This window comes from Hymenobacter siberiensis (assembly GCF_018967845.1).
GTDB lineage: Bacteria > Bacteroidota > Bacteroidia > Cytophagales > Hymenobacteraceae > Hymenobacter > Hymenobacter siberiensis.
Genome location: NZ_JAHLZZ010000004.1, coordinates 23204 through 46847 on the forward strand (window position 1 = coordinate 23204; position 23644 = coordinate 46847).

The following is a 23644-nucleotide window of genomic DNA, read 5'->3' on the forward strand; positions in this document are numbered from 1 at the left end:
TATTACTTAATTTTTTTACGCTCTAGGGCGTAGAACCGATACCCGTGTTCCTGGTAGCGCCGAGCCATTTCTTCCTGAAAGAAATAATCGTTGAAGCCATGCAGATATAGCACTGCCTATTACTTTACCAGCCACTCTTCGCCGTCCCGTTGTTCGTACGCGAAGCCTTGGTTGAAATAGATTTGCTGCAGGTGCTCTTCAAACGTTGGCGCGCGCTCCAACAGCTTTGCATACGGCCCGGGGTTATCATACATTTCCCGCACTTCGGCAATTCTGTAAGCAACCTCTTCTACCGGTTTAGCGGCCACTGCTTTGGGCTTTTTCTTCGTTTCCCTTGCTTTCAGCAATTCTTGATATTCCTCCAACAAGTACTTCTCCACCAAAGCTTTATAAATGGCTCCAGCCATGCGCTTGACCTTGCCCAGTTGATGTTGCTTCTGGATGCGGTCAAGAACAAAATCAACGTATCCAAGGTCGTAGTCGCCCTCCGCTAATTGCTGCCCGATGCGAGCGATGCTACGGGCATTGAGCCCAATTTGGGCGAGTGCCGCGCCCCACTCCGCCTCCGCCGTTGGCAACGTCTCTTTTGTAGCAGATAGCGCCAGCTGAAACAAAAACTTGATGCGTTCTACCACCTTGCCTTCCCGTTCTAGCTCGAACGTAAACGGCATATCGGTTTCCGCGAGTTCGTTTTGTGCCTTGTCCAAGATGCGCGCTTTGAAGTTGCTGAAACGGGGGTACTCCCCTTCCTGCACATCCAGCACAAAGCGCAGTTGTTCCACCGTCATTGTGCGCCGGCCAAAGTCCGCGTACTCTTTCAGCAGCCAGTAAATCCGCAACGCGTGTGGGCTTTTCAGCTTTAGCACCTCCTTCAAATCTGCAGTGGTGAAGTTGCCGCTTTCCCGCAACTGAAGCAGATAGGGCATAATCTTGGGGTTGAAACTTGCTAGCACCCCCCCCTGCTCGGCCGTGTAGCGGGCTTCTGACATCAGCGGGATGTAGGTAAAGCTGGGCTTGCGGCGCCGGCGCCGGGTGCCTTCCTCCAAGTCCTCGATGTATAGCGTGAACGACGCTAGCTTCTTACACATATCATCTACCTGCTCATAGGCCGACCCGCCCCGGCGGTCAAACACCAGCTCGTTCAGGGGAACGAAGTGCTCCTTGAAGTCGGTATCATCGGGCCTGATACGCGACAGCAGCCCCAAAAACAGGCGCATCTGTAGCGGCACAAAGCTGAAACGGGCGTTTATAAGCGCATTGTGTTGCGCCACAGTTTTATCAAAACTTTCCATGTAAACGTCTTTTTTGTAGCAGCACGTCTTTTTTGTAGCAGGTGAATCAGTTCCAACGTCTTTTTTGTAGCAGATACACGTCTTTTTTGTAGCAGATACACTCCTTTTAACGTCTTTTTTGTAGCAGATACACGTCTTTTTTGTAGCAGATGACCCTTTGGGGCCACTGGTAATCAAATAGTTACAGCACCTATAATACTTATAATAGTAAACTAATAAGAATAAAGCAGCTTTATTATTTTTAATAAAACGTCTTTTTTGTAGCAGATAGAAAAACCTTTTAAGGTAAAAAAAAGCACAAAATCAAAATTTTCACCGGCACTTTTTATGCCATTTTCTACTGTAAAACAATGAGTTAGCGTCCTTACTGTTACCGTTGTTTGGCAGGTATTGCCTGGTGGCTGTCCGGCCGCGAAGCAAAATAGGCTTCAAGGGCATCGTTGAGGATATCCACCTTCGCTTCGCGGCTCCAATAGGCCAGTTGCTCTAGACACAGTTGGTTCTCAGCTGTAATGCGCGAGCTGAAAGGCGAATAGACCCGTTTTCCGGGCTTAGGCGGGCCTATCGGCGCTTGGTGCGAGGGCTGGGCTTTGGTGCCCGGTTTGCGGAGCATAGAGACGGCATCCTGAGTGGCTTTGGGAGGCGTGTTCATTATAATTTGAAGTGAGGTGGGATAGATAATGGAGGCTGGTCATGAATTAGGCCAGCCTGGCCCGGACGATTTCGGCCAAAGCAGCATAATCCATCGCTGCATTAGAGTCCGGTTTGTGGTCGTAAATGGTCTTTACGTGTACTTGAGACTGCACCACAGCTGCGTCGCGCCGCACGCTAGGCAGCAGCGATTCCTCACCGTACTCCTCCCGCACAGCCTGCACCACTGCCGCGTGCATGGAATTGCGTTGCTTGGCGTTGTAGCGGGTGAAGAATACGCCCAGAAACTGCAACCCAGGGTTGATACGTCGTTCAATCTGGTCGGCCAATTCCTTTACCAAGCGCAGGCCATCGAAGGCAAACTTTTCCGGCTCGGTGGGAATGAGGTATGCGTCGGCCGCAGCCAAAGCCATATAGGTAAAAGTCTGCAGCGAAGGCGGGCAATCGACCACCACGTAGTCGTAAGCATCCTGCACTGTTGCCAAAGCCGTAGCTAGCCGCGTATGATAGTCCTTCTGCTTGTAGATGATGGGTTCGTAGCTGGCTAGGCGGAAATCGGCTGGCACCAAATCCAAGCCGGCCTCGGTAGTGAGAATTACTTCAGCCAATGGCACCGCTCCTACCAGTGCATCCCCTACGTGCGAAGCCAATTCCAGCTCGCCGCCAAGGTTGTTGGTCAGGTTGGCTTGCATGTCCAAGTCCACCATCAACACCCGGGCTCCCTGACGTTGCAGCGCCGCGCCGATGCTAACGGCACTGGTGGTCTTCCCAACTCCCCCCTTGTTGTTGGTGATGGCCAATACCCGCATTGGCGGCGGCCCGGTCTTTTTTGCTTTCATGGATTGCAGTGCTTACTGTAGAAGTATTGACAGCAACAAATGTATACAAATTACTTCTTCTAAAGCAATTAATAAAATAATAACATTTATTACATGCAATAAAATTAATACGTGTAATGCATGTGTTTCATGTGGGTCAAGTACTTATTTTATTACTTGTAAGAACTGATAGTGAACAAAAATGCTTCAGAGCATGCATTTAGGGTCTTTTCAGAAACGCATGCATAGACTGGTTTCAGCCTAGAATCCATTAATCGAAGTGGAAAGGCCTAGTTAAGCAGGTATGCAAGTTTGCTGAACCTACATGCAAAGCGGCTTGTAGGTAGTTAGAGAGACGAATAATATTTGCCTCAGTAAAAACAAGCTATGGCTCGTGCCTGAACGATTGGTGTCCGTGAGTAGAAATGTGGTCAATCTATCAGGTTGAACGCATATAAATTTTGAGGACTGAATCCAGCCTGCCAGGGCACTTTTTTATTTTGGACCTGACGCTTTTTTAAAACCTAAAATGCCCTGTGAGACAATGGAGGCCCATGACTCCATTCATATGCGTTCAACCTCCAGGAAGGGATTGAGAACTTGACCCGTTGCGCGACTGGGGTGGGGGAGGGGCCCGCCCCAACATGGCCACAAGACCCGCCAAGCGTTTCGGCACCCGGTGGCTCGGCAGAGTGGCCCAGTAGGGGAGAGGCCGGTATAACGTTTATTGAACATGGCCCCGCAAATATTATGTGAGTAGCACTAGACAGCATGCCATCTTAGCGCAACTAATTCACCCTGAACGACCTCCATCGACGGCAGTCAGACCCTTACCCCAGACATGCGCCTTCCGGCGGAGCATTGCCGCCAGGGCCGTCGAACCAAGCTGCCGCACCGGGAGTTATAGGCAGCTATTCCCTCTTCTAAACAGCGCCGTTCCCGCATGAGACAGCTCAAAATCAGCAAGCAGATTACCAACCGCGAAAGCCAGTCGCTGGACAAGTACCTCCAGGAGATTGGCAAAGTGAGCCTGGTATCCATCGACGAGGAAGTCGAGCTGGCCCAGCGCATCCGCGAGGGCGACCAGATGGCCCTCGAAAAGCTGACCAAAGCCAACCTGCGCTTCGTGGTCTCAGTGTCCAAACAATACCAGAACCAGGGCCTGACCTTGGGCGACCTCATCAACGAGGGCAACCTGGGGTTGATTAAGGCGGCCAAGCGTTTTGATGAAACGAAGGGGTTCAAGTTTATCTCCTACGCTGTGTGGTGGATTCGGCAGAGTATCCTGCAAGCCCTGGCCGAGCAGAGCCGCATCGTGCGCCTGCCCCTGAACCGGGTGGGCTCGCTCAATAAAATCAGCCGCTCGTTTGCGGAGTTGGAGCAAAAGTTCGAGCGCGAGCCCTCGCCCGACGAGATTGCCGAGTTGCTGGAGCTAAGCACCTCCGAGGTGGTGGACACGCTGAAAATCTCAGGTCGCCACGTCTCGATGGATGCGCCCTTCGTGCAGGGCGAGGAAAACGGTTTACTCGATGTGCTGGGAGACGAGGCAGCGGATACGCCGGATGCCGGCTTGCTGCGGGACTCGCTACGCCGGGAGGTGCAGCGCGCGCTCTCGACCCTTACGAGGCGGGAGGCCGATGTCATCACGCTCCATTTCGGGCTCAATGGCCAGGTCGCGCGAACGCTCGAGGAAGTCGGCGAGCAGTTTGGCTTGACCCGCGAGCGGGTCCGGCAGATCAAGGAGAAGGCCATTCGGCGCCTGAAACACACGTCGCGCTCACAGTCGCTGAAATCGTACCTGGGCTAGTCCCTTGGTCCCCTTTCCGTTCCAGTAGAACTGCCTAGGCTATAGGCTGACAATTCAGGCAAGAGGCTCGGGAAGCCGTGGGGAACGCCGCGCCGGTGGCCGTCGCGCATCGGCGGGAATCGGCGGCTTCGTTGCAGCGTTGAGGGGGCGAAATGCCCCCTAAGCCGCCTGCTTTTGGGCCTGCCAGAACACGAGTTGCCAGCCGTTGGCTGCGGGGCGGATGTACACGACCACGTATTTGAGGCGCGTAAAGAGCGGCTGGCCGTCGGCGCCGGGACCCAGCTCAATCCGGACCCGCCCGTTGACCACGGCCGTTTGGTCGTCGTTGTACGCCCGCACCGTCAGGGATTCGATGTCGACCTGGTCATAGCGGCTCTGCCCGTTGGCAATGGAAGCCAAGTAGCTGGCCTTGTCGTCCTGGTGGCCGTTCGAGTGGGTGTAGATGAGGTCGTCGGCAAAGATGGTTTCCAAGGTGGGCTGGTCTTTGGCAACCTGGGCATCGAAGCGGCGGCGCTCGAGCTGTTCAATTTCGCGAATGAGGGGCATTAGACCTAATTCGGAAAGGTGTGCTAAGTTGCTGCCCGAGAGCAGGGCGTAGTTTTGGGTATGGATTACCAGACCCTTCGGGAGCGGCCCCGGCAATTTTTGACTCTGACCAGCCTGCGACCGGCTGAATTTGACGACTTGCTGGCCGATTTTGCCCCAGCCTGGGAGCGTTATCACCGCTACCACACCCTGGAAGGGCGCAAACGGGCATTTCCCGCCCACCGCGAGCGGGCGGCCACTGCGGTGCTAGCAGGCAGCGATACAAAACTCTTTTTTCTACTTAATTACCTTAGGGGCTTAGGAAGCAAAATTCAAAAAATGGGACATAACTCACTGTTACGCAATCAGCTAACTGCTATTATAGGTACAGCAAAATTTCGGAGGTCAAATTTCGCTACTTGCTGCGCCTGTTTGCCTTGGATTTGACGGCCTCGGATACGGCCCGCCTCATGGACCTGAGCGTGCGGGCCGTCAATGACCTCTACCTGCTGTTGCGCCACCGACTCCTAGCCTGGAGCCCCGCGCCGGCCGAACTCGACGGAGCGGTCGAAATTGACGAGAGCTACTTCGGTACGCGCCGGGTGCGCGGCAAACGCGGCCGCGGAGCCAGCGGCAAAACCATCGTCTTCGGCCTGTTTAAACGCGGCAGGCAGGTATCACGGAAATCGTGCCCGACTACTCGAAAAAGACTTTATAGGCCATCATAAGCGGCAAAATCGACGTGGCCGCGATGGTCAACACCGATGGCTGGCGCGGTTATGACGAGCTGGTAGACGTGGGCTTTGACCGCCACTTCCGCGTCCGCCATGGCCAAGACGAATTCGTGCAAGGCGCCTCGCTCATCAACGGCATCGAGTCCTTCTGGAGCTTCACCAAAGCCCGCCTCCAGCAGTTCAAGGGCGTGCCCAGGCACACCTTCTTACTGCATTTGAAAGTGTCTGAATTTCGCTTCAATAAAGCTTATTCGGCGTAGTTAGCGAGTTTCGCGTGGACAGGTGCGCGATAGGCGCGGTGCGGACTGCGCACGCGCAGGTTGTGCAGTCCGCAGGCCACGACCATCACCGTATCGCGCACCCATTCGCCCCGCAAGCGGATAGTGCCCTGCACCATGTGCAGGCGTTTGATACCGCTGTGCGCGTGTTCGATAACCACGCGCAACGGACTCAGCAACTGGTTATACAGCTTTTGGGCAAACGTACTCTACCCTACTAAATTTTAGGGCATAAAAACGGGGCAGCCCGACCTTTGGGGTTCCAACCACCAAAAACCCGTTCTGCCCCGTGAAGCAACACTTCGCTGCCAAAATTACGACGCTTTTGCAACAGGCCCCGTTTGTGGGCCACTTATCTCGCCAAAAGTTTGTGGGCCAGTTCATTATTGGCCTGATAAAGAGCCGCAACGTGCAATTTGGCGAAGTGGCCCAGCACCTCAACGACGCCGCTAAGCCCGCCTCGAACGAAACGCGCATTCAGGACTTTTTCCGCGAATTCGACCTCAATTACATGCTGGTGGCCAGGCTTTTGCTTAGTTTATTACCTGCGCAGGGCAAGCTGCGTTTGTGCCTGGACCGCACGGAGTGGGACTTCGGCCAGTGCCAGGTCAACGTGCTGCTCGTCACCGTCGGCACGGGCGAGGTCCACGTGCCGCTCTACTGGCAGCTGCTCGACAACCGCAGCGGCAACTCCAACGCCGCCGACCGCATCGCGGTGCTCGAAAAGTGCGTGGCTTTGCTGGGGAAAGACCGCATCGGCCTGGTCGTAGGCGACCGGGAATTTGTCGGCCATGCGTGGTTCAAGTGGCTCAAAGACAACGGACTGAATTTTGTCATGCGCGTGCCCAAGCACCACTGCCTGACCCACGCCGACGGCCGCCGGCAGGCCGTGGCCGACCTGGGCCTGGTGCCGGGGCAGGTGCGCCGCTTCGCCCACGTACAGGTCGACGGGGTCTGGGGACAGGCCTGGGTCAAGGCCGTGGCGGCGGGCGAGTTCGTCTACCTGTTTGCCACGGCCGGTCTGAACCACCTCGCGCAACGCTACGCCAAGCGGTGGACGATTGAGCAGTGCTTCCAAAACCTGAAAGGCCGGGGTTTCAACCTGGAAGCCACCCACTTGCGCTGCTTGCAAAAGCTGCGCAAACTCGTGGCCCTCGTCAGCCTGGCCTACGCCTTCTGCCTGGGCGTGGGCGCAGCCGCCCACGGCGGCCGCCACCCCATTGCCCGCAAGAAGCACGGCTACCGGGCCGCGAGCCTGGCTTGTCACGGCCTCAACCTCCTCCGCCAACTTACCCGCCCGCTAATCCGGCCCGATGACCCGTTAGCCCGCCTAGTTGAAACGCTACTGAACTGGATTACGAGACAACTTGCTCGAAATCAAACAATAAAAATAGTAGGGTAGAGTACCTTTGTACCAAACTTTTAACCAAGGCCATGAATGGCCTGGCGCGAGGCCTGGAACTGCTGCTGGTGTTTATTCTTGGCCGCGTTGAACACCTTACCCACGATGCGGTCGTGCAGGTCAAGCAGCTCGTCCAGCATCGTGGCCGTGCCTTTCAGGGCGAGAGCCACCAGCGTGGCCAGGCGATGCGCCGGCTCAAACTTGGCCAAGTCGGCCGGCGTCATCTGCGCCCCCTTCCCGGGCGATTTTGAGCAGCCGGTTTTGGTGCACCCTTCGCGCCAGTTCCGCCGGCAGGCCCAGCTGTTGCCACGCCGCCAGGCGGGCCAGGTGTTCGAGCAGCTGCCGCGATGTGGGGGCGGCGGGGGCTTGCCGCAGCCATACCAGCCACGTCAGGGTGCTGCCCTCGCGGCGCGTGAGCAGGTGTTCCAATGCCTGTTGGGTTTCCGGGGTCAGGTCCTTGGTCAGTGTCTGGTAAAGCCAGCGATTGGCCCGCTTCAGGGCATCCGCGCTGAGGCGTTGGAGGACGGCGACCGTGGGTAACAGGATGCGCCCCGGCGGCGTAAATGCCTCATCAGGGCCTGGACAAGCACCACGCCTTTATCCGTTTGCCGAGCGACTTCGGCCAGCCACGTCACGGCGGCCCGGTAATGCGGCAAGCCAAACGTTTGGAACCCAAACGCCGCTTGCAGTTCCGACAGGTGTTCGCGCCGGGTCTACTCGCGCTGGCCATACACGGACCAGTCCGGGACCGCCAGCTTCAACTGGGTGGCCACAAACGCGAGCAAGGGGGGAGGCGGCAACTGGTCCAACCCCAACACTACACCCGGAAAGCGCAGGTAGCAGAGTTGCACGGCGAACCCCAAGCGGTTGGCCGCGCCCCGGTGTTGGTGAATCAGCGACAGGTCGGCTTCACTGAACGTGTACTGCCTGATGAACTCCTCCGGGCTTTCGGGCAGCGCCAGGAGTTGTTCCCGTTCCGCTGCCGATAAAGTGGAACGACGGAGCATGGGAGCGGAAGGCGTAGCGCAATGGGTGAGCTAAAAGTGATGATTCTGTTCCATTTGGCCAATGGAACCCCAATTAGCCGCTGTTCACCTCTGCACGCTTGTTCAGAAAAACGACCGTGGCTGTTACAGAACGCGGCGCAACGAGCTGAAAAGCCGATTAGGCGGGCATTAAGCGGATAAAATGGCCTGTGAAGCGCTATTTCCGGGCAGCTAGGAGTTTGCACAACCCATCGATGAGGCCTAATAAAGTTCTGCAACAGCCACGACCGTTTTATGGGGCATCCATCGGGTTAGCTTTTCCCTGCCGACATTTTCTTTTCCTACCATAGTATTACCCCTACTGCCAGCCCCCGCCCAGCGCCCGGTACAGGCTCACGCTTTGCAGCAGCTGCGCCTGACGCGACTCGGCCAGGCTCAGCTCGGCTTCCAGCACGCTGCGCTGGGCCGTAATGACTTCGAGGTAAGTGGCGTAGCCGGCCACGTACAGCTCGTTGGACGTGGCCACGGCGCGGGTGAGCAGGGCTACTTCCTGCTGGCGGGCGGCGGCGGCGGCGCGGTAGTTTTCCAGCCCTTGCAAGCCGTTCACCACTTCGCGGAAGCCGGTTTGCAGGGCCTGCTGGTAGCGGTAGTAGCTTTCGAAGTTGCCGGCCACGGCCAGCCGGTAATCGGCCTTGAACTGGGCGCGGTTCAGGACCGGACCGGTGAGGCCGGCCAAGGCTCCGTAGGCCAGCGAGGTGGGGTCGAAGAGGGCGCTGCCGCGAAACGAGTTGAAGCCCACGTAGGGCGTGAGGGTGAGCGAAGGCAGGAAGGCGGCGCGGGCGGCGTCGACGTCGGCGCGGGCGGCTTGCAGCTCCAGCTCGGCCTGGCGCACGTCGGGGCGGCGCAGCAGGGCCATGGCGGGCACGCCGGCCCCGAGGCGGGCGGGCAGCACCTGGCCTGGGAGCGGCAGCCCCCGCGTGATGGGCCGTCCGAAGCGCCCCAGCAGCTGGTTGAGGCCGGTTTCGGCTTCGGTGATGCGCTGGCGGGCCTCGTGCGCGAGGCTTTCGGTGCGCAGCACCTGGGCCCCAAACTGCTGCACGGCCAGCTCGGTGGCGCGGCCGGCCTGCTTCTGAATGCGCATCAGCTTCAGGGCTTCGCGTTGCAGGGCGAGGTTGCGCGCCAGTACGGCCAGCTGGTTGTCGGCCGTCAGCAGCTCGTAGTAGAGGCGGGCCACTTCGGCCACCACGGTGGTCGTGACCAGGTGGCGGCCCTGCTCCGAGGCCAGCACGCGCAGGTACGCGGCCTGCCGGCGGCTGCGCAGCTTGCCCCAGAGGTCAATTTCCCAGTTGCTGCGCAGGCCCACGAAGAAGTCGGGCGTCAACGTTTCCGGGATGCGGCGCGCGCCCTCAACATTGGGCGAGAAGTTGGTGTCGTAGTTGCCCACGCCGTTCAGGGTGTAGCGGCCGAAACGGTCGGCCCCGGCCGAGCCCACCGCCGATACCGTGGGCAGCAGCGCCCCGCGCCGGGCCAGGTAATTGGCGCGGGCACCTTCGACGCGCTGCAAGGCCACCTGTAAATCCAGGTTTTGGCGCAGGGCCGTGTCGAGGAGGGCGGCCAGGGCGGGGTCCTGAAAAAACTGCCGCCAGGGCTGCCGGCCGGCATTGAGCGTGTCGGCGGCGGGGCGGTTATTGACGAAGGCGGTGGAGATGGGGCTGTTGGCCATCGGCTCTACGGGCGCGGCCACGCGGCAGCCGGTGACAAGTAGCAGGAAAAAGCTGATAGTGAAGGAAGAAAACAAACGCATGGCGTGGGTTGAAGGGCTAAAAAACGGAACGGGTAACAACGGGTCGGCCGGGCTTATCAGGCCACCAGCTCCGGCTCCCGGACCTGCGGCGGGGCTTCCGCGTACAGGTCGTTCTCGTGCTCATTCGCATCCGGGTTTTTCACTTTTTCAAACGAAGCAAACAGCACGTACAAGCCCGGAATGAGCACCATGCCGAACAGCGTACCGACGAGCATCCCGCCCGCCGCCGCTGTGCCGATGGAGCGGTTGCCCAGCGCCCCCGCGCCACTGGCCATCACCAGCGGAATGAGGCCTGCGATGAAGGCAAACGAGGTCATCAGAATAGGTCGCAGGCGTGACACGGCGCCTTCCACGGCCGCCGCCAGCACGGTGGCCCCGGCCCGGCGCCGCTGCTCGGCAAACTCGATGATGAGGATGGCGTTTTTGCCCAGCAGGCCCACCAGCATCACCAGCGCCACCTGGGCGTAGATGTTGTTTTCGAGGCCCAATAGCTTGAGGCTGAGAAAGGCCCCGAAAATGCCGGTGGGCAAACTCAGCAGCACGGGCAGGGGCAGCAGCAGGCTTTCGTACTGCGCGGCCAGCAGCAGGTACACGAAAATGAGCACCACTCCGAACACGTACAGGGCCTGGTCGCCGCTCAGAATCTGCTCCCGCGTCATGCCGCTCCACTCGTAGGCGTAGCCGCGGGGCAGGGCCGTGGCGGCCACTTTCTCGATGGCCGTGATGGCGTCGCCCGACGAGAAGCCGGGGGCGGCGTCGCCGTTGAGCATGGCCGAATTGTACATGTTGTAGCGCGTGAGCTGGTCGGGGCCGAACACGCGCTCCAGGCGCACGAAGGTGGAGAAGGGCACCATCTCGCCCCGGTCGTTTTTCACGTGCAGGGCCAGCAGGTCGTTGGGGCGGCTGCGGTAGTTGGGGCCAGCCTGCACCATCACCTTGTACATCTGCCCGAAGCGGATGAAGTTGGAGGCGTAGTAGCTGCCAATCAGGGTTTGCAGCGTGCTCATGGCCGCGTCAACGGTCACGCCCTTTTTGGCGGCCATGTCCTGGTCGACGTGGATGAGGTACTGTGGGAAGTTGGGGTCGAAGCTGGTGAAGGCCCCGCCGATGGCCGGGTCTTTGCGCAGCGCGGTCAGGAAGGTCTGCGAGACTTCGGCGGTTTTTTGCAGGTTGCCCGTGCCCGATTTGTCCAGCAAACGCAGCTCGAAGCCGCTGCTGTTGCCGAAGCCCGGCACCGTGGGCGGCGGCAGAAACTGAATGTCGGCATCGGCGATATCTTTGGTTTTTTCTTCCAGCTCTTTGATGAATTCCGGCACCGACTGCGGGCGCTGGTCCCAGGGCTTGAGGTTAATCATGCCCATGCCGTAGCTGGAGCCGGCCACCTCGTTCACCAGGCTGTAGCCGGCCAGCGTCGAAACTGACTCCACGGATTTAAGCTTACTGGCAATGCGCTGCACCTGCGCCAGCACGGCCTCGGTGCGCTCCACGGTGGCCCCGGCGGGCGTGGTCACGTTCACGTACACCATGCCCTGGTCTTCGGTCGGGATGAAGCCCGCCGGCAGCACCCGGCTCACGCCCCAGGTGCCCACGCAGAAGGCGGCCAGCACCGCCAGCGTCACCACGCGCCGCCCGGCAATGGCCGAGAGCAGCCCCTGGTAGCGCCCGGCCAGGGCCTCATACCGTTTGTTGAAGCCCGCGAAAAACCGGCTCATCAGCCCCTTCGGCTTTTCGCCCTCCGCCAGCGGCGTGTGCTTGAGCATGAGAGCGCACAGGGCCGGCGTGAGCGTGACGGCATTGATGCCCGAAATGACGATGGCAATGGCCAGCGTGAGCGAAAACTGTCGGTAGAATACGCCCACCGGCCCGTCCATGAACGAAACCGGAATGAACACGGCCGACATCACCAGCGTAATGGCAATGAGCGAGGAGCTGATTTCAGACATTGCCTCGAAGGTGGCGGCGCGGGCGGGCAGGTGGGTTGAGTGCATTTTGGCGTGCACGGCCTCCACCACCACAATGGCGTTATCGACCACGATACCGATGGCCAGCACCAGCGCAAAGAGCGTGAGCAGGTTAATCGAAAAGCCCAGCATCTGCATGAACGCCAGCGTGCCGATGAGCGCCACCGGCACGGCCAGCGCCGGAATCAGCGTCGAGCGCCAGTCCTGCAAAAACAGGTACACAATCACGAACACCAGCAAAAACGCCTCCACCAGCGTGCGCAGCACTTCGTGAATACTGGCATCGAGAAACCGCGACACGTCGTAGGCAATGCTGTATTTCATGCCCGGCGGGAAGCTGCTGGCCTGCAGCTCGGCCATGCGGGTTTTCACGTTGGCGATGACTTCCGAGGCGTTGGAGCCGGGGCGCTGCTTGAGCATGATGGCCGCTGAGGGCTTGCCGTCGGTTTTGGACGACATGCCGTAGGTGAGCGAGCCAAATTCCACGTCGGCCACCTCGCGCAGGCGCAGTACCGAGCCGTCGGGGTTCGAGCGGATGACGAGGTTGCGGTACTGGTCGGGCTCGAACAGCTTGCCGGTGTAGCGCAGCACGTACTGCATAGATTGGGCTGCGCCCGCGCCCGCGCTTTCGCCCGATTTGCCGGGGGCCGCCTCCACGTTCTGCGCCCGGATGGCGGCCACGATTTCGTCGGTGCCCACTTCGTAGGCCGCCATACGGTCGGGCTTGAGCCACACGCGCATCGAATATTCGCGCGAGCCCATGATTTCGGCGAAGCCCACGCCGTTGATGCGCTTGAGCTCCTGCAACACGTTGATATCGGCAAAGTTGTAGATAAACTTTTCGCCCGCCGCCTCGTCGTCGCTCGTGATGTTGAGGTAGAGCAGCATCGAGTTCACCTCCTTCTCGGTGGTCACGCCGGCCTTGATGACTTCCTCGGGCAGCTCGTCGAGAATGGTCGTCACCCGGTTCTGCACGCCCACGGCGGCCAGGTCGGGGTCGGTGCCTACTTTGAAGAACACCGTGATGAGCGTCACGCCGTTGTTGGAGCTCACCGAGTTCATGTAGGTCATGCCCGGCACGCCGTTGATGGCGCGCTCCAGTGGCGTGGCCACGGCCTTGGCGCACACCTCGGCGTTGGCCCCGGTGTACTTGGCCGTCACCGTCACGGAGGGCGGCACAATGTCGGGAAACTGCGTGATGGGCAGCGTGAAGAGCGCCAGCGTGCCCAGCAGCACCAGAAACACCGAAATAACCAGCGAAAGAATCGGCCGGCGAATGAAGATATTGAACATGAGGGAGTTGCTGATTAAAGTGCTGGCGCGCGTTAAAAACGCGCGCCAGCGTTTTGGCTTATTGCGAATCCAGCGTCACGGGTCGGGGGGTGATTTTCTGCCCGTCTTTCAGGCCCGCCACACCTTCGTATACCACTTGCTCGCCGGCTTTCAGCCCGTCCTTCACCACGTAGAAATCCCCGGTGCGGGTCTGCGGATGGAAGTTGCGCATGCGCACCGTGCCCGCCTTGTCCACCACGTACACGTAGTTTTTATCCTGAATCTCGAATACCGCTTTTTGCGGCAGCAGCAGCGCTTCGGGCAGGCTGTTGGTGAGGCGGATGCGGCCCGACGCGCCGTGCTTGAGCACCCGCTTGGGGTTGGTAAAGCGGGCCCGGAACGCCAGCGAGCCGGTGTTGGGGTTGAACTCGCTCTCCGTGGTTTCGATGCGGCCCATCTGCGGGTACGCGGTGCCATCGGCCAGCGTGAGGCGCACCGAGTCGGAATGCCGCTCCGGGTGCTTTTCCCGGGCCTTCAGGTATTGCAAATACTCGCTCTCGCCCACGTTGAAATACGTGTACACCTCGTGCAGGTCCGATACTGTGGTCAGCAGCGCACCTTCCGCCACGATGCTGCCCTGCTTGAGCGGAAGCCGGTCGATGATGCCGTCGAAGGGGGCGCGCACCAGCGTGTAGTTCAGGCTGAGGCGGGCGGTGGCTTCGGCGGCGCGGGCATCGGCCACGCGGGCTTCGGCATCGTGTACCTTGCTGGTAGCCAGGGCCAGCTCGGTTTTGGCGATGATGCTCTTCTCCACCAGCAGCCGCACCCGGCCCTGCTCCAGGCGGGCCGAGCTGGCTTGGGCGCGGGCGCTGGCCACGGCCGCCTGGGCCTGGCTCAGCTTGTTCTGGTAGGCGCTGGCATTGAGCCGGAACAGGGGCTCACCCTTTTTCACGGCCCGGCCCTCATCCACGTAAATATGCTCCAGGAAGCCCGCCACCTGGGCCCGTACTTCCACGTTGCGCACGGCCTGCACATCGGCCACGTAGTCGTGAAACAGCTCCTGCTCCGTGGTTTTCAGCGTCACCACGGGCAGCACATCCAATACTGCTGCCGTTGGGTTTTTGCCATTGGCGGAGCAGCCGTTCAGCGTTGCCGCCAGCATGCTCATCCCCGCCCCGCGGCATAGCACCGAGGTCAGGGTATTGTGTAAGAAATTTCGGGACGTTTTCAACGGCAATAAGCTCATTTAGTGGAGTAAGAAGCGGGTTGGGAACTGGCCTGAGCGGCGGAAAACTGCCGCCCTATCAGCAGGCTGCCCTGGTGCGGGCGCTGCCCTGGGCATTGCGTGAGCAAGCGCTGTTGCCCCACGCGGTAAGGGACTCGACGTGCGATGTTTTTATGAATGAGTGCCGTTCTTCCATGCCCGCCCCGGGCCGCCAAGTGGGTGGGGCAGCTACCATCAGCGGACCCGTTTTCCGTAGGGGGTCATGCTGTGCAAAATCCGCCGCACTTCGGCCTGGTGCGCCACAAAGGCCTCAGGAGTTCCCGTAACGTAGACGAGCAGCAGGTGCCCGCGGTGCTCGGCGGCCAGTGCCTGGTAGCGCTGCGGCTGGCCGTCGAGGCGGCCCGTGCCGGTGGTTTCCAAGAATTGAACGCCATCGTAGGTGGCTTTTACCGGCGGGGTTGCGGCTAGCCCATACTGCCGGGCCAACCGCTTCAGGGCTTCGGCGGGCGTAGTGCGGGCGGCGGCATCCCGGACCTTGCCGGCCGTAAAGCGCAGGGTGCGGTCGGGGTTGAAATAAGTGACGACGAGACTACTGTCGGTGGTTTGGTGCTCCGGAGTCCAGTCGACCGGCACGTGGTACTGGAGCTGGTACTGCGGCAGGCGTACCCACTGCAACGGCCCGTCGGGCTCGGTTTGGGCGCGTGCGCCCAGCGGGAGCAGAAAAGCGAGGAGAAAAAGCAAGCGGTTCATGGCGAGGGGGAAATGAGGTGGAACAAGAAAAAATAAAGCGGCCGCATTCTGTACTTAAGGGCAGTATGGCCGGACAGGCCCTATCGCGGGCACCGGAGCGAGTCGGATTACCCCTGGACGGGAATCGGTAGGCGGCCCGGCCTGTCTGGCTGGGCCACCTCCGCCCCGTTGGCGGCACGCAAGGCCCGGTGCGCCATGTAAATGGCCAGCGGCGCTTCCACTAGCAGCAGCGCTTTCCGCACCCAGTCGCTGCGCAGCAGGCGCTCCATCAGGTCGGGCGAAAAGCTGCCTTGGTTCAAGGCGTCTTCCAGGGGCCACTGCACGAATAGGGTGGAGGCCCAAAATACCGCGTGGCACGCCACGGCCAGCCACAGCGCAGCGCGGGGCACGGCGGGGGGCAGATGCCAGTAAAGCATTACGAGCACCCCACTCAGCAGTACGGCCGGCACCGTCAGAAAGGGCACGGTGTGTTGGGCAGTGGCCACGTGCCAGGCGGCAAAGTCGGCGGCGCTGAGGTACGGGCCCAGGTCGGCCCAGCTTTGGTACTCCACAAACTCGTTCATGGCCGCCGCGCCCAGGCAATAGAATATGAGCACCAAATAGGCGATAAAAATCCAGGGCGAAGGAGCAGGGGACGTTTTCATGAGAATAAAGAGAATAAAGGGTGAGAGAAGGGGCGTTGGCGGTCGGGAGCTGCGGGGTGATTGGGCAGACCCGCGCCGGTTACCGCGCCCCCTCAGGCGGGAAGCAACAGGCGCACCCGGTCGGCTTCGGAGTCGTTGACGTGGGTGACGGGCGTGGCATAAATGCGGAAGTCATTGCCTGGGAATTGGGCCTGCAGCAGCAGCTCGATGCGGCGGTAGAGCAGGGCTTTGGTCAGGAACAGCACCCGGTACAGAGGCTGGGTGCCAATGGTGCCGTCGGCGGCCAGGCAGTGGTTACCAATGGCCTCATCGAGAAAAACATCCGTCGCCAGGCACTCGGTCAGTACCAGCTCGGTGGCGGTTTGCGCGTGCTGCGCGCTCAGGGTGAGCAGATTGAATAATATCATGTTTGACGTAAAAGAGGGGGTTTGAATGAGTAGTCCCGGCGAGCCACTAGCGGTTAGGCTCCCGGCGAGCTTTGGCCGGGGCCAGGCTGCGCAGCACGTGCTGTACCAAGGGCTCATGGGTCGTAAAAGCGTCGGGGGTGCCCGACACGCAGATAAGCAGCACGTGGCCCCGGTGCTGAGCGGCCAGCGCATCGTAGCGCAGCACCTGGCCATCGCGGTTACCCGAGCCCGTGGTCTCCAGAAACTGAATGCCGTTGTAGGCGGTGGAAAACTGTTTGTTGACCGTGACCCCGAACTGCTCGGCCAAGTGGTACAGGGCCTGGTTGGGCGTCATGCGGGCGGCGGCACCGCGCAGCTGTCCGATGAAGAGCATCATGTCGCGGCCGGGGCTGATATGGGTCACCGACACCGTGGTGTCGTTCGTTTGGCGCAGCTGGTCCCAGCCGGCCGGTACCTGGTATTGGAGCTGGTACTGGGAACTGCGAACGGACTCGTAGTGGATTTCGGGTTCAGATTGGGCCCGCAGGCCCAAAGGCAGTAGCAAAGCGAGCAGCAGGAGCAGCGATTTCATGGCGATGGGCGAAAAAAGGTGATGCAAAGGGGGATGGCCGGCCGGAGCGCTTACTTGCCCCGCAGCGGCGTGAGACTGTCCAGGACCCGGTGCAGCAGCGGGGCCTGGGTGGTGAAGACGGCGGGGGTGGCGTACAAGTACACGAGCAGCATATGGCCCTGGTAGGTGGTTACCCGGGCATCGTAGCGCAGCTCCCGCCCCCCCACGAAGCAGGTTCCGGTGCTCTCCAGAAAGTCGAGCCCGTGCGACGACACCCGGTGCTCCTCGTGGCGGGTGGCTCCCAGGTGGCGCAGCAGCCGCTGCAAGGCGCGGGCGGGCGGCAGCGCGGCATGGCGGCCCCGGAGCTGGCCCACCCACAGCCGGGCGTTGTCCTCGGGGTTGTGGTAGCGGAGCACTTCCAGCGAGTCGGTGCGCTGGTGCGTCACGGGCCAGTGCGGGGGCACGGCGTAGGTCACCTGAAAAGCCCGGTTTTGCACCAGTTCTAACCCCTGGGCGGCGGCGGGCCGGCCGGGCAGCAGCAATGCGAAAAGCAACAGCAGCAAGCGGTACATGGCGAAAATGGGTCAGGAGATGAAATGGGAAGGAGTCTCGGGCAACTCAGGGTGGACCGGGCCGCGTCGCCGCCGTTGCGAGCGGCATCATTGGGCCAGCGTGTTGAGCAGGGGGATGTTGCCCCCGCCGGTAATGATGGTTTTCGAGTTCTGCGACTTCGCCAGCTCCCGGAACGCCTCGATGGACTTGTACCTGAGCACGGCCGGACTCAGGTCGCGGTTGATGAGCTGGTTGGTCAGGCGCACGGCCTGCGCCTCAATGCGCATGGCCTCGGCCTTGCCCCTGGCCTGGATAATGGCGGCTTCCTGCTCGCCCGTGGCCCGCACCACGGCGATGCGCTTCTGGCCCTCGGCCTCAATCACGCGGCGCTCGGCGTCGCGGGTTTCGCGCTGCTTGAGAAACTCCATGCGCAGGGCCTCCTGCTCCGATTCGAGCTTGTCCTCAATGGCCTTGGCCAGGCCGGCGGGCAGGACAATGTTCTTGAGCAGCACGTTCTCAATCTCAAAGCCCCGGGTGATGAGCACTCCGTTCATCTGCGTGAGAATGGCCTTCTCAATCACCGAGCGCTCGGCGCTGTGCATGTCTTTGGCGAGGTAGCGGGCGCACACGTCGGCCGCGGCCGAGCGGAAGACGGGCAGAATCAGGATGTTCTCGTACGCGAGACCCGTGGTTTGCAGGACGTTGGGTACCTGGTCGGCTTTCACGCGGTAGAGAATGGAGATGTCGGAGGCAATCGAGAGGCCTTCCTTGGAAGGCAGGCTGGAACGGATTTCCAGGTTCTGAGTCGTGACGGGCACCTTGATGATGGTGGTCAGGAAGGGGTTGAATGCCTTGGGGCCCGACACCACAATTTGCTGGTCGAGGCGGCCGAGCGTGCGCTTCACGCCTACCTCGCCCTGGCGCACCGTGGTGCAGCTGCTCATCAGGCTGGCCCCAGCCAGCAGCAGCAGCGCCGCCGGGCGGCGCAGCAGCAGCAGGGGGCGGTGCAGGCAGTAGGAACTGAACGTTTCGACCACCGCCCGCACCAGCTCGCGGCCCAGTACTTTTTGCGCGGACAGCGCCGTAAGCGGAAGCACGGGGCGGGGAGTGAACGAGCGCAGCCTGCGCAGACGGGGGCGGAAAAAAGGGAACTGCGTCATGGCGGTGGGTTTTAGTTGAACTACCACTATTAATAGTTTTGCTATCATATACAATAGTCATAATCGAAAGGTTGCAGTTTTTGAAAATTATTTTTAGTAAAGCTATCCAAATAAATTGTTTTACTTTTTTTTAGAAAAGTAAAGCTATTAATTAGAAAAGCGTGGCTAAGTTTGCAGCCGCTTAGCTCGGTCGGGCCGAGGCTCCGCTTCCACTACAATTCATCCGTTATGCACCTTCCCGTTCCCATCACAGTAGCCACCGGCGACGGCATCGGCCCGGAAATCATGACCCAAACCCTGCGCGTGCTCGAAGCGGCGGGCGCGGCCCTGGCCCCCGAGTTTATTGAGGTGGGTGAACAGATGTACCTCGCCGGGCATGCATCGGGCATCGGACCCGAGGCGTGGGAGTCGTTGCGGCGCACACGGGTGCTGCTCAAGGCACCCATTACCACACCGCTGGGCGGGGGCTATAAAAGCCTGAACGTGACCTTACGCAAGACCCTGGGCCTGTATGCCAATGTGCGCCCGTGCCGCTCGTTGCACCCGGCGGTAGCCACGCGCCACCTCAAGCTGGACGTGGTCATCATCCGCGAAAACGAAGAGGACCTCTACGCCGGCATCGAGCACCAGCAGACCCCCGACTTGGTGCAGTGCCTCAAGCTGGTGAGCCGGTCGGGGTGTGAGAAAATCGTGCGCTACGCCTTTGACTACTGCCGGCAGCACGGCCGCCGGAAGCTCACGTGCATGACCAAGGACAACATTATGAAGCTCACCGATGGCTTGTTTCACCGGGTTTTCATGGAAATTGGATGCGAGTATCCGGACATCGCGCAGGACCATCAGATTATCGACATCGGCACGGCCCGCTTAGCCGACACGCCCGAGCGCTACGACGTGGTGGTGACCATGAACCTCTACGGCGACATCATTTCCGACGTGGTGGCCCAGCTCACGGGCTCGGTCGGGCTGGCCGGTTCGGCCAACATCGGCGACGGTGGGGCCCTGTTCGAGGCCATTCACGGCTCGGCCCCCGACATCGCCGGCCAGAATATCGCCAACCCCTCGGGCCTGCTGCAGGCCGCCGTGCTCATGCTGGGCCACCTGGGCCAGCACGACGTGGCCGCCCGTCTGCACAACGCCTGGCTCTGCGCCCTGGAGGACGGCCTGCACCCGGCCGACATCTACCACCCCGAAACCAGCCAGCGGCAAGTCAGCACCGTGGAATTTGCCGATGCCGTGATTGCGCGCCTCGGCCGGGAGCCGCGGCAGCTGGCGGCCATGCCCGTGCGCGCCTCGGCCGCGCCAGCCCCCGCCGCCAGCCCCGTGCCCTTGTACGGCAAGGCCCCTGTTGAGCAGCAGCTGGTGGGTGTGGACGTGTTTCTGCGCTGGGACGGCAAGCAGGCCGACGCGCTGGGCCGGCAGCTGGAAACCCTTACCGGACACCGCATGCAGCTCAAGATGATTACCAACCGCGGGGTGAAGGTGTACCCCGACGGTCACCCCGAAACGTTTTGCACCGACCACTGGCGCTGTCGCTTCGTGGCGGCCGACGCGCGGGTGAGCGGAACAGCGTTAAAATTTACCCCCGTCTCATTTCTGGACGTGCTGGCCTTGCTGCACCGCCTGGTCGATTTTGACCTCTACATCATCAAGACCGAGCACCTATACCTGATGGATGGCCAGCGGGCCTTTTCGCTGGGCCAGGGCGAATAAGGGCTGACGCGACAGTCTGTGGTGAGTACTGCTAGTAAAACCCTCATATTTGGGTGCAAAACCCTTTTCCCGACCGTATGAACGCGCACCTCCGCATCGACCTGAACGAAAAACTTTACCTGCGCGACCCGCAGGCCACCGATTTGGGCCGCCGGCTGGTGGCCGAAAGCGTGCTGCTGATTGACGAAATCGGCTTCGAGCAGTTCACCTTCAAGAAGCTGGCCCAACGGATGGAGTCTACCGAGGCTTCCCTCTACCGCTACTTCGAGAACAAGCACAAGCTGCTTGTTTATCTCGTGAGCTGGCACTGGGCCTGGCTGCGCTATCAGATTCGGTTTCACACCCACAACGTGCCCGACGCCCGTGAGCGGCTGCGCCTGATTCTGGGCATCCTCACCCGAGCCCATGAGGACGACCCGGCCACCACCCAACTCGACGAAGCGGCGCTTTACCGCATCGTGGTGCACGAGGCGTCGAAATCCTACCTGACCCGCGACGTGGACGGCGACAACCGGGAGGGCCTGTTTCGGGAGTACAAGCAGCTGGCGGCCGGTATCGTGGCCGTGGTGCAGGAAATAAACCCCGCCTACGCCTACCCCCACGCCCTGGTGAGCACCCTGCTGGAGTCGGCGCGCAAGCAGCTTTTCTTCGCCCAGCACCTGCCCTCACTCACCGATGCCATCACCGGGAACAAGGACGAAAACACCCTGCAAGACTTCCTGGCCCAACTGGCTTTTGCCACCCTGGCCTAACGGCCGCACCCGCGCGCCGGGCCAGCCGCCGGGGTCGGTCCCGGTCCCGGCTTCTTTTTCCCTGCCTAATCCGACGCTTTTTCCCTCATGGCGGACCTGCCCCCTTCTTCCCTTTCCCTCACGCCCGGCCAGCGCCTGTGGCGACTGCTGGCCACCAAGCGGCGCGACATTACCTATCTCTACATGTACGCGGCGCTGGCCGGTATTATCAACCTGTCGCTGCCGTTGGGCGTGCAGTCGGTGATTGGCTTTGTGAGCAGCGGGGCCGTGAGCACCTCGCTGGTAGTGCTCATCGCCTTCATCGTCAAACGGAAAAAATAGCACGTTAAGGAATTGAACCGAGCGCTTGGCACAAAACTCACTCGGTCTGCTTGCCCACAGCAGCTTTGCGATGACTATGAATGACGACGCCCCGGTGGCGTAAGTACTTATAGAGTGTGACCTTAGAGATGCTCAGGCGCTGGGCAATCTCGTTGACGCCGAGTTGCTGTTCGCGGTAGAGCGTCTCGGCGATGATGGCCGTGCGTTCGGCCTGCTCCGAGAGGCCCCGCTGGCGGCCGCCCACTCGGCCCCGGGCGCGCGCCGAAGCCAGTCCGGCGTGGGTACGCTCGCGAATCAGCTCCCGTTCAAATTCGGCCAGCGAGGCAAACAGATTAAACACGAGCCGGCCCTGGGCGGAGGTGGTGTTGATGGCATCGGTCAGCGAGACCAGGCCCACGCCCCGAAACTCCAACTCCGCCACCATATCCAGCAAATGCTTGAGCGAGCGGCCCAACCGGTCGAGCTTATAGATGTAGACGGTATCGCCTTTGCGCAAGCTGGCCAAGAGCCGGTCTAATTCCGGGCGGGCTTTGGTGGCCCCGGACGCATGTTCCTGAAAGATGGTTTCACACCCGGCCTTGTTCAGGGCATCAAGTTGCAGTTCCAGGTTCTGGTCGCGGGTCGAGACGCGGGCGTAGCCGATTTTCATGGGGCAAAGTACAAGTTATCGGTTGCGAAGGTACCCTTGTTTGTACTTTGATTGCTGAACAAGTTTTCTGTACTAAATCAACTGGTTTTAGCTTTGCTTCCCCGGGCTATAGGCGGTTGACGAACTTGTACATAAATACGTTCGTTTTGCTGTACAAGATGGCTGGCTATTTTTAGGATTTACTTCCTTCAAATGGTCCGCCACCTGCCTTTACTCGATGCGACCCCGCGTCGCACGTTTGACCAGCCCCCGGTCTTCAATCAGCCGCAACGGCAACTCTTTTTTGCCCTGCCCGACTGGGCCGCCCAGTTTCTGGATACGCTGCTGCGGCTGCTGGTGAGCCTCAAGCAAAAACACGTCACGGCTTCCACGCTGCTTGCGCCGGCTCAACTCCTATTCCCAGCAGCACCCCGTCTACCTGGCCCTGCGCGAGCTGGGCCGGGTGGTGCGTACCGAATTCCTGCTCCGTTATATGGACGACCAGACCCTGCGCAAGCGCATCGACGACCAACTAGGGTCATTGCACCAAATGCGTAGTTAGCGTTTTCTGGTTGAGCTTAAAAAAACATGTGTCGATTGCTGAATCGGAAGGCCCTTTCCGGCGCCAGGATTCGGTGAAATGATTTACTGGCTGCTCAAATAGTTACAACAGCCTCCTCACAACTTGCCTTGTTCAAAGCATGTTATTGGTCAATGCGTTGTGAATATTAGCTCAACTATAGCAACGCTAACTACGCATTTGGTGCAATGGCCCTAGTGTGGTAATCCCCGCCCTTGTTCTGCCAGGGCCGCTAACAGCCGGACCAGAGCTAACAGCACTGGTCCTCGCACATCAACGCATTACTTCTACCCACCCCCGAAGCTTGGTGCCGGTTTGGGGGTGTTGAAGCAGGTAGAAGTACACGCCGGCGGGCTGGCCCTCGGCGTCCCACTCGTTGGCATAAAGCGGGTTGGTGTAAACGGCCCGTCCCCAGCGGTTGTAAATGCTTAGACTCCAATATCCAAGCTGGTATCCTGCCAGCACAAACCGCTGGTTCAGGGGGTCGCCGTTGGGCGTGATGACGTTGGGAACGAGGCACGTTCCCGGGGCCAAGGGGCTGATGGTAATGGAATCGGTCGCCAGGCACCCCCCTTGGGAGAGAAAGCGCACCCGGTAGGTCCCGGCCTGGCTCACCACGCGCTGGGGCCGGGAGGTGGAATCGTCGGCCCAGGTGTAACGCCCCGTGGTGCTGCCGACCGCCGTGAGCACCACGGGCACCTCGCCGCAAGCCAACTGGCGGGCACTCGCTTGCACCTGAACCGTGGCCAGCGGCGGCACCTGCAGCTGCAAGCGCTGGGCCTGGCGCGTGCCGTCGGTGAAGGTGACGACGACGTAAACGGGCTGCGTTCCG

General features: G+C 60.6%; 22 protein-coding genes and 2 pseudogenes. 7 read left to right on the forward strand and 17 right to left on the reverse strand.

Features of this window, described 5'->3' with window-relative positions:
* Positions 1 to 119 precede the first annotated feature (119 nt).
* The 3 genes from KQ661_RS21665 to KQ661_RS21675 form a co-directional block, all read right to left on the reverse strand.
* Entirely contained in the window at positions 120 to 1292 is a 1173-nt protein-coding gene (locus KQ661_RS21665; RefSeq protein WP_216728120.1) for a replication initiation protein, read from the reverse strand.
* A 370-nt stretch (positions 1293 to 1662) separates the two neighbouring features.
* Complete coding sequence (locus tag KQ661_RS21670; protein WP_216691026.1) at positions 1663 to 1944, reverse strand: hypothetical protein; 282 nt, start codon at positions 1942 to 1944, stop codon at positions 1663 to 1665.
* Positions 1945 to 1990: 46 nt separating this feature from the next.
* The gene (locus tag KQ661_RS21675; RefSeq protein ID WP_216691025.1) at positions 1991 to 2782 is read right to left on the reverse strand and encodes a ParA family protein; all 792 of its coding nucleotides are present in this window, start codon (positions 2780 to 2782) and stop codon (positions 1991 to 1993) included.
* A gap of 922 nt (positions 2783 to 3704) precedes the next feature.
* Here KQ661_RS21675 and KQ661_RS21680 point away from each other — a divergent pair.
* Positions 3705 to 4568, forward strand: a complete 864-nt coding sequence (locus tag KQ661_RS21680) for a sigma-70 family RNA polymerase sigma factor (protein WP_216727059.1) — start codon at positions 3705 to 3707, stop codon at positions 4566 to 4568.
* A gap of 159 nt (positions 4569 to 4727) precedes the next feature.
* Here KQ661_RS21680 and KQ661_RS21685 read toward each other — a convergent pair whose 3' ends face one another.
* Positions 4728 to 5114, reverse strand: coding sequence for a nuclear transport factor 2 family protein (locus tag KQ661_RS21685; protein WP_216727058.1), 387 nt, complete (start codon positions 5112 to 5114; stop codon positions 4728 to 4730).
* Between the two features lie 374 nt (positions 5115 to 5488).
* Between KQ661_RS21685 and KQ661_RS21690 the strand changes: the two are divergent.
* Positions 5489 to 6087 (forward strand): annotated as a pseudogene (locus tag KQ661_RS21690) (IS1595 family transposase).
* Here KQ661_RS21690 and KQ661_RS21695 read toward each other — a convergent pair.
* Complete coding sequence (locus KQ661_RS21695) at positions 6075 to 6272, reverse strand: hypothetical protein (protein WP_216728121.1); 198 nt, start codon at positions 6270 to 6272, stop codon at positions 6075 to 6077. The pseudogene KQ661_RS21690 and the gene KQ661_RS21695 overlap by 13 nt on opposite strands.
* Before the next feature lie 122 nt (positions 6273 to 6394).
* On the opposite strand from KQ661_RS21695, the gene KQ661_RS21700 reads away from it, so the two are divergent.
* Entirely contained in the window at positions 6395 to 7507 is a 1113-nt protein-coding gene (locus tag KQ661_RS21700) for an IS4 family transposase (RefSeq protein ID WP_216728122.1), read from the forward strand.
* 32 nt (positions 7508 to 7539) lie between these two features.
* Here the strand turns inward: KQ661_RS21700 and KQ661_RS22460 are convergent.
* The 10 genes and pseudogenes from KQ661_RS22460 to KQ661_RS21765 all read right to left on the reverse strand — a co-directional run.
* Positions 7540 to 8514: pseudogene (locus tag KQ661_RS22460) on the reverse strand (DUF4158 domain-containing protein); the annotation flags it as partial.
* Between the two features lie 337 nt (positions 8515 to 8851).
* Positions 8852 to 10297: an efflux transporter outer membrane subunit gene (locus KQ661_RS21725; protein WP_216728126.1), complete on the reverse strand. Its 1446-nt coding sequence runs from the start codon at positions 10295 to 10297 to the stop codon at positions 8852 to 8854.
* A 56-nt stretch (positions 10298 to 10353) separates the two neighbouring features.
* Complete coding sequence (locus tag KQ661_RS21730) at positions 10354 to 13551, reverse strand: efflux RND transporter permease subunit (protein WP_216728127.1); 3198 nt, start codon at positions 13549 to 13551, stop codon at positions 10354 to 10356.
* Between the two features lie 58 nt (positions 13552 to 13609).
* Positions 13610 to 14761, reverse strand: coding sequence for an efflux RND transporter periplasmic adaptor subunit (locus KQ661_RS21735; RefSeq protein ID WP_235727374.1), 1152 nt, complete (start codon positions 14759 to 14761; stop codon positions 13610 to 13612).
* A gap of 228 nt (positions 14762 to 14989) precedes the next feature.
* A complete protein-coding gene (locus tag KQ661_RS21740; protein ID WP_216728128.1) occupies positions 14990 to 15505 on the reverse strand; it encodes a hypothetical protein in 516 nt (171 codons plus the stop codon).
* Positions 15506 to 15612: 107 nt separating this feature from the next.
* Complete coding sequence (locus tag KQ661_RS21745; protein WP_216728129.1) at positions 15613 to 16149, reverse strand: hypothetical protein; 537 nt, start codon at positions 16147 to 16149, stop codon at positions 15613 to 15615.
* 92 nt (positions 16150 to 16241) lie between these two features.
* Positions 16242 to 16556, reverse strand: a complete 315-nt coding sequence (locus KQ661_RS21750; RefSeq protein WP_216728130.1) for a hypothetical protein — start codon at positions 16554 to 16556, stop codon at positions 16242 to 16244.
* Between the two features lie 46 nt (positions 16557 to 16602).
* Entirely contained in the window at positions 16603 to 17127 is a 525-nt protein-coding gene (locus KQ661_RS21755) for a hypothetical protein (RefSeq protein WP_216728131.1), read from the reverse strand.
* Positions 17128 to 17177: 50 nt separating this feature from the next.
* Positions 17178 to 17678: a hypothetical protein gene (locus KQ661_RS21760; protein WP_216728132.1), complete on the reverse strand. Its 501-nt coding sequence runs from the start codon at positions 17676 to 17678 to the stop codon at positions 17178 to 17180.
* Positions 17679 to 17765: 87 nt separating this feature from the next.
* Positions 17766 to 18755, reverse strand: coding sequence for a prohibitin family protein (locus KQ661_RS21765; RefSeq protein WP_216728133.1), 990 nt, complete (start codon positions 18753 to 18755; stop codon positions 17766 to 17768).
* A gap of 291 nt (positions 18756 to 19046) precedes the next feature.
* On the opposite strand from KQ661_RS21765, the gene KQ661_RS21770 reads away from it, so the two are divergent.
* From KQ661_RS21770 to KQ661_RS21780, 3 genes are all read left to right on the forward strand, one after another.
* Positions 19047 to 20531: an NADP-dependent isocitrate dehydrogenase gene (locus tag KQ661_RS21770; protein WP_216728134.1), complete on the forward strand. Its 1485-nt coding sequence runs from the start codon at positions 19047 to 19049 to the stop codon at positions 20529 to 20531.
* A gap of 77 nt (positions 20532 to 20608) precedes the next feature.
* Positions 20609 to 21283, forward strand: coding sequence for a TetR/AcrR family transcriptional regulator (locus KQ661_RS21775; RefSeq protein ID WP_216728135.1), 675 nt, complete (start codon positions 20609 to 20611; stop codon positions 21281 to 21283).
* 87 nt (positions 21284 to 21370) lie between these two features.
* Positions 21371 to 21604: a hypothetical protein gene (locus KQ661_RS21780; protein ID WP_216728136.1), complete on the forward strand. Its 234-nt coding sequence runs from the start codon at positions 21371 to 21373 to the stop codon at positions 21602 to 21604.
* Positions 21605 to 21641: 37 nt separating this feature from the next.
* Here the strand turns inward: KQ661_RS21780 and KQ661_RS21785 are convergent, their stop codons facing one another.
* Complete coding sequence (locus KQ661_RS21785) at positions 21642 to 22253, reverse strand: recombinase family protein (RefSeq protein ID WP_216728137.1); 612 nt, start codon at positions 22251 to 22253, stop codon at positions 21642 to 21644.
* Between the two features lie 376 nt (positions 22254 to 22629).
* On the opposite strand from KQ661_RS21785, the gene KQ661_RS21790 reads away from it, so the two are divergent.
* Positions 22630 to 22794, forward strand: coding sequence for a Tn3 family transposase (locus KQ661_RS21790; protein ID WP_216728138.1), 165 nt, complete (start codon positions 22630 to 22632; stop codon positions 22792 to 22794).
* A gap of 291 nt (positions 22795 to 23085) precedes the next feature.
* Here KQ661_RS21790 and KQ661_RS21795 read toward each other — a convergent pair.
* The coding region (locus KQ661_RS21795) for a T9SS type B sorting domain-containing protein (RefSeq protein WP_216728139.1) at positions 23086 to 23644 on the reverse strand (559 nt) is incomplete at its 5' end.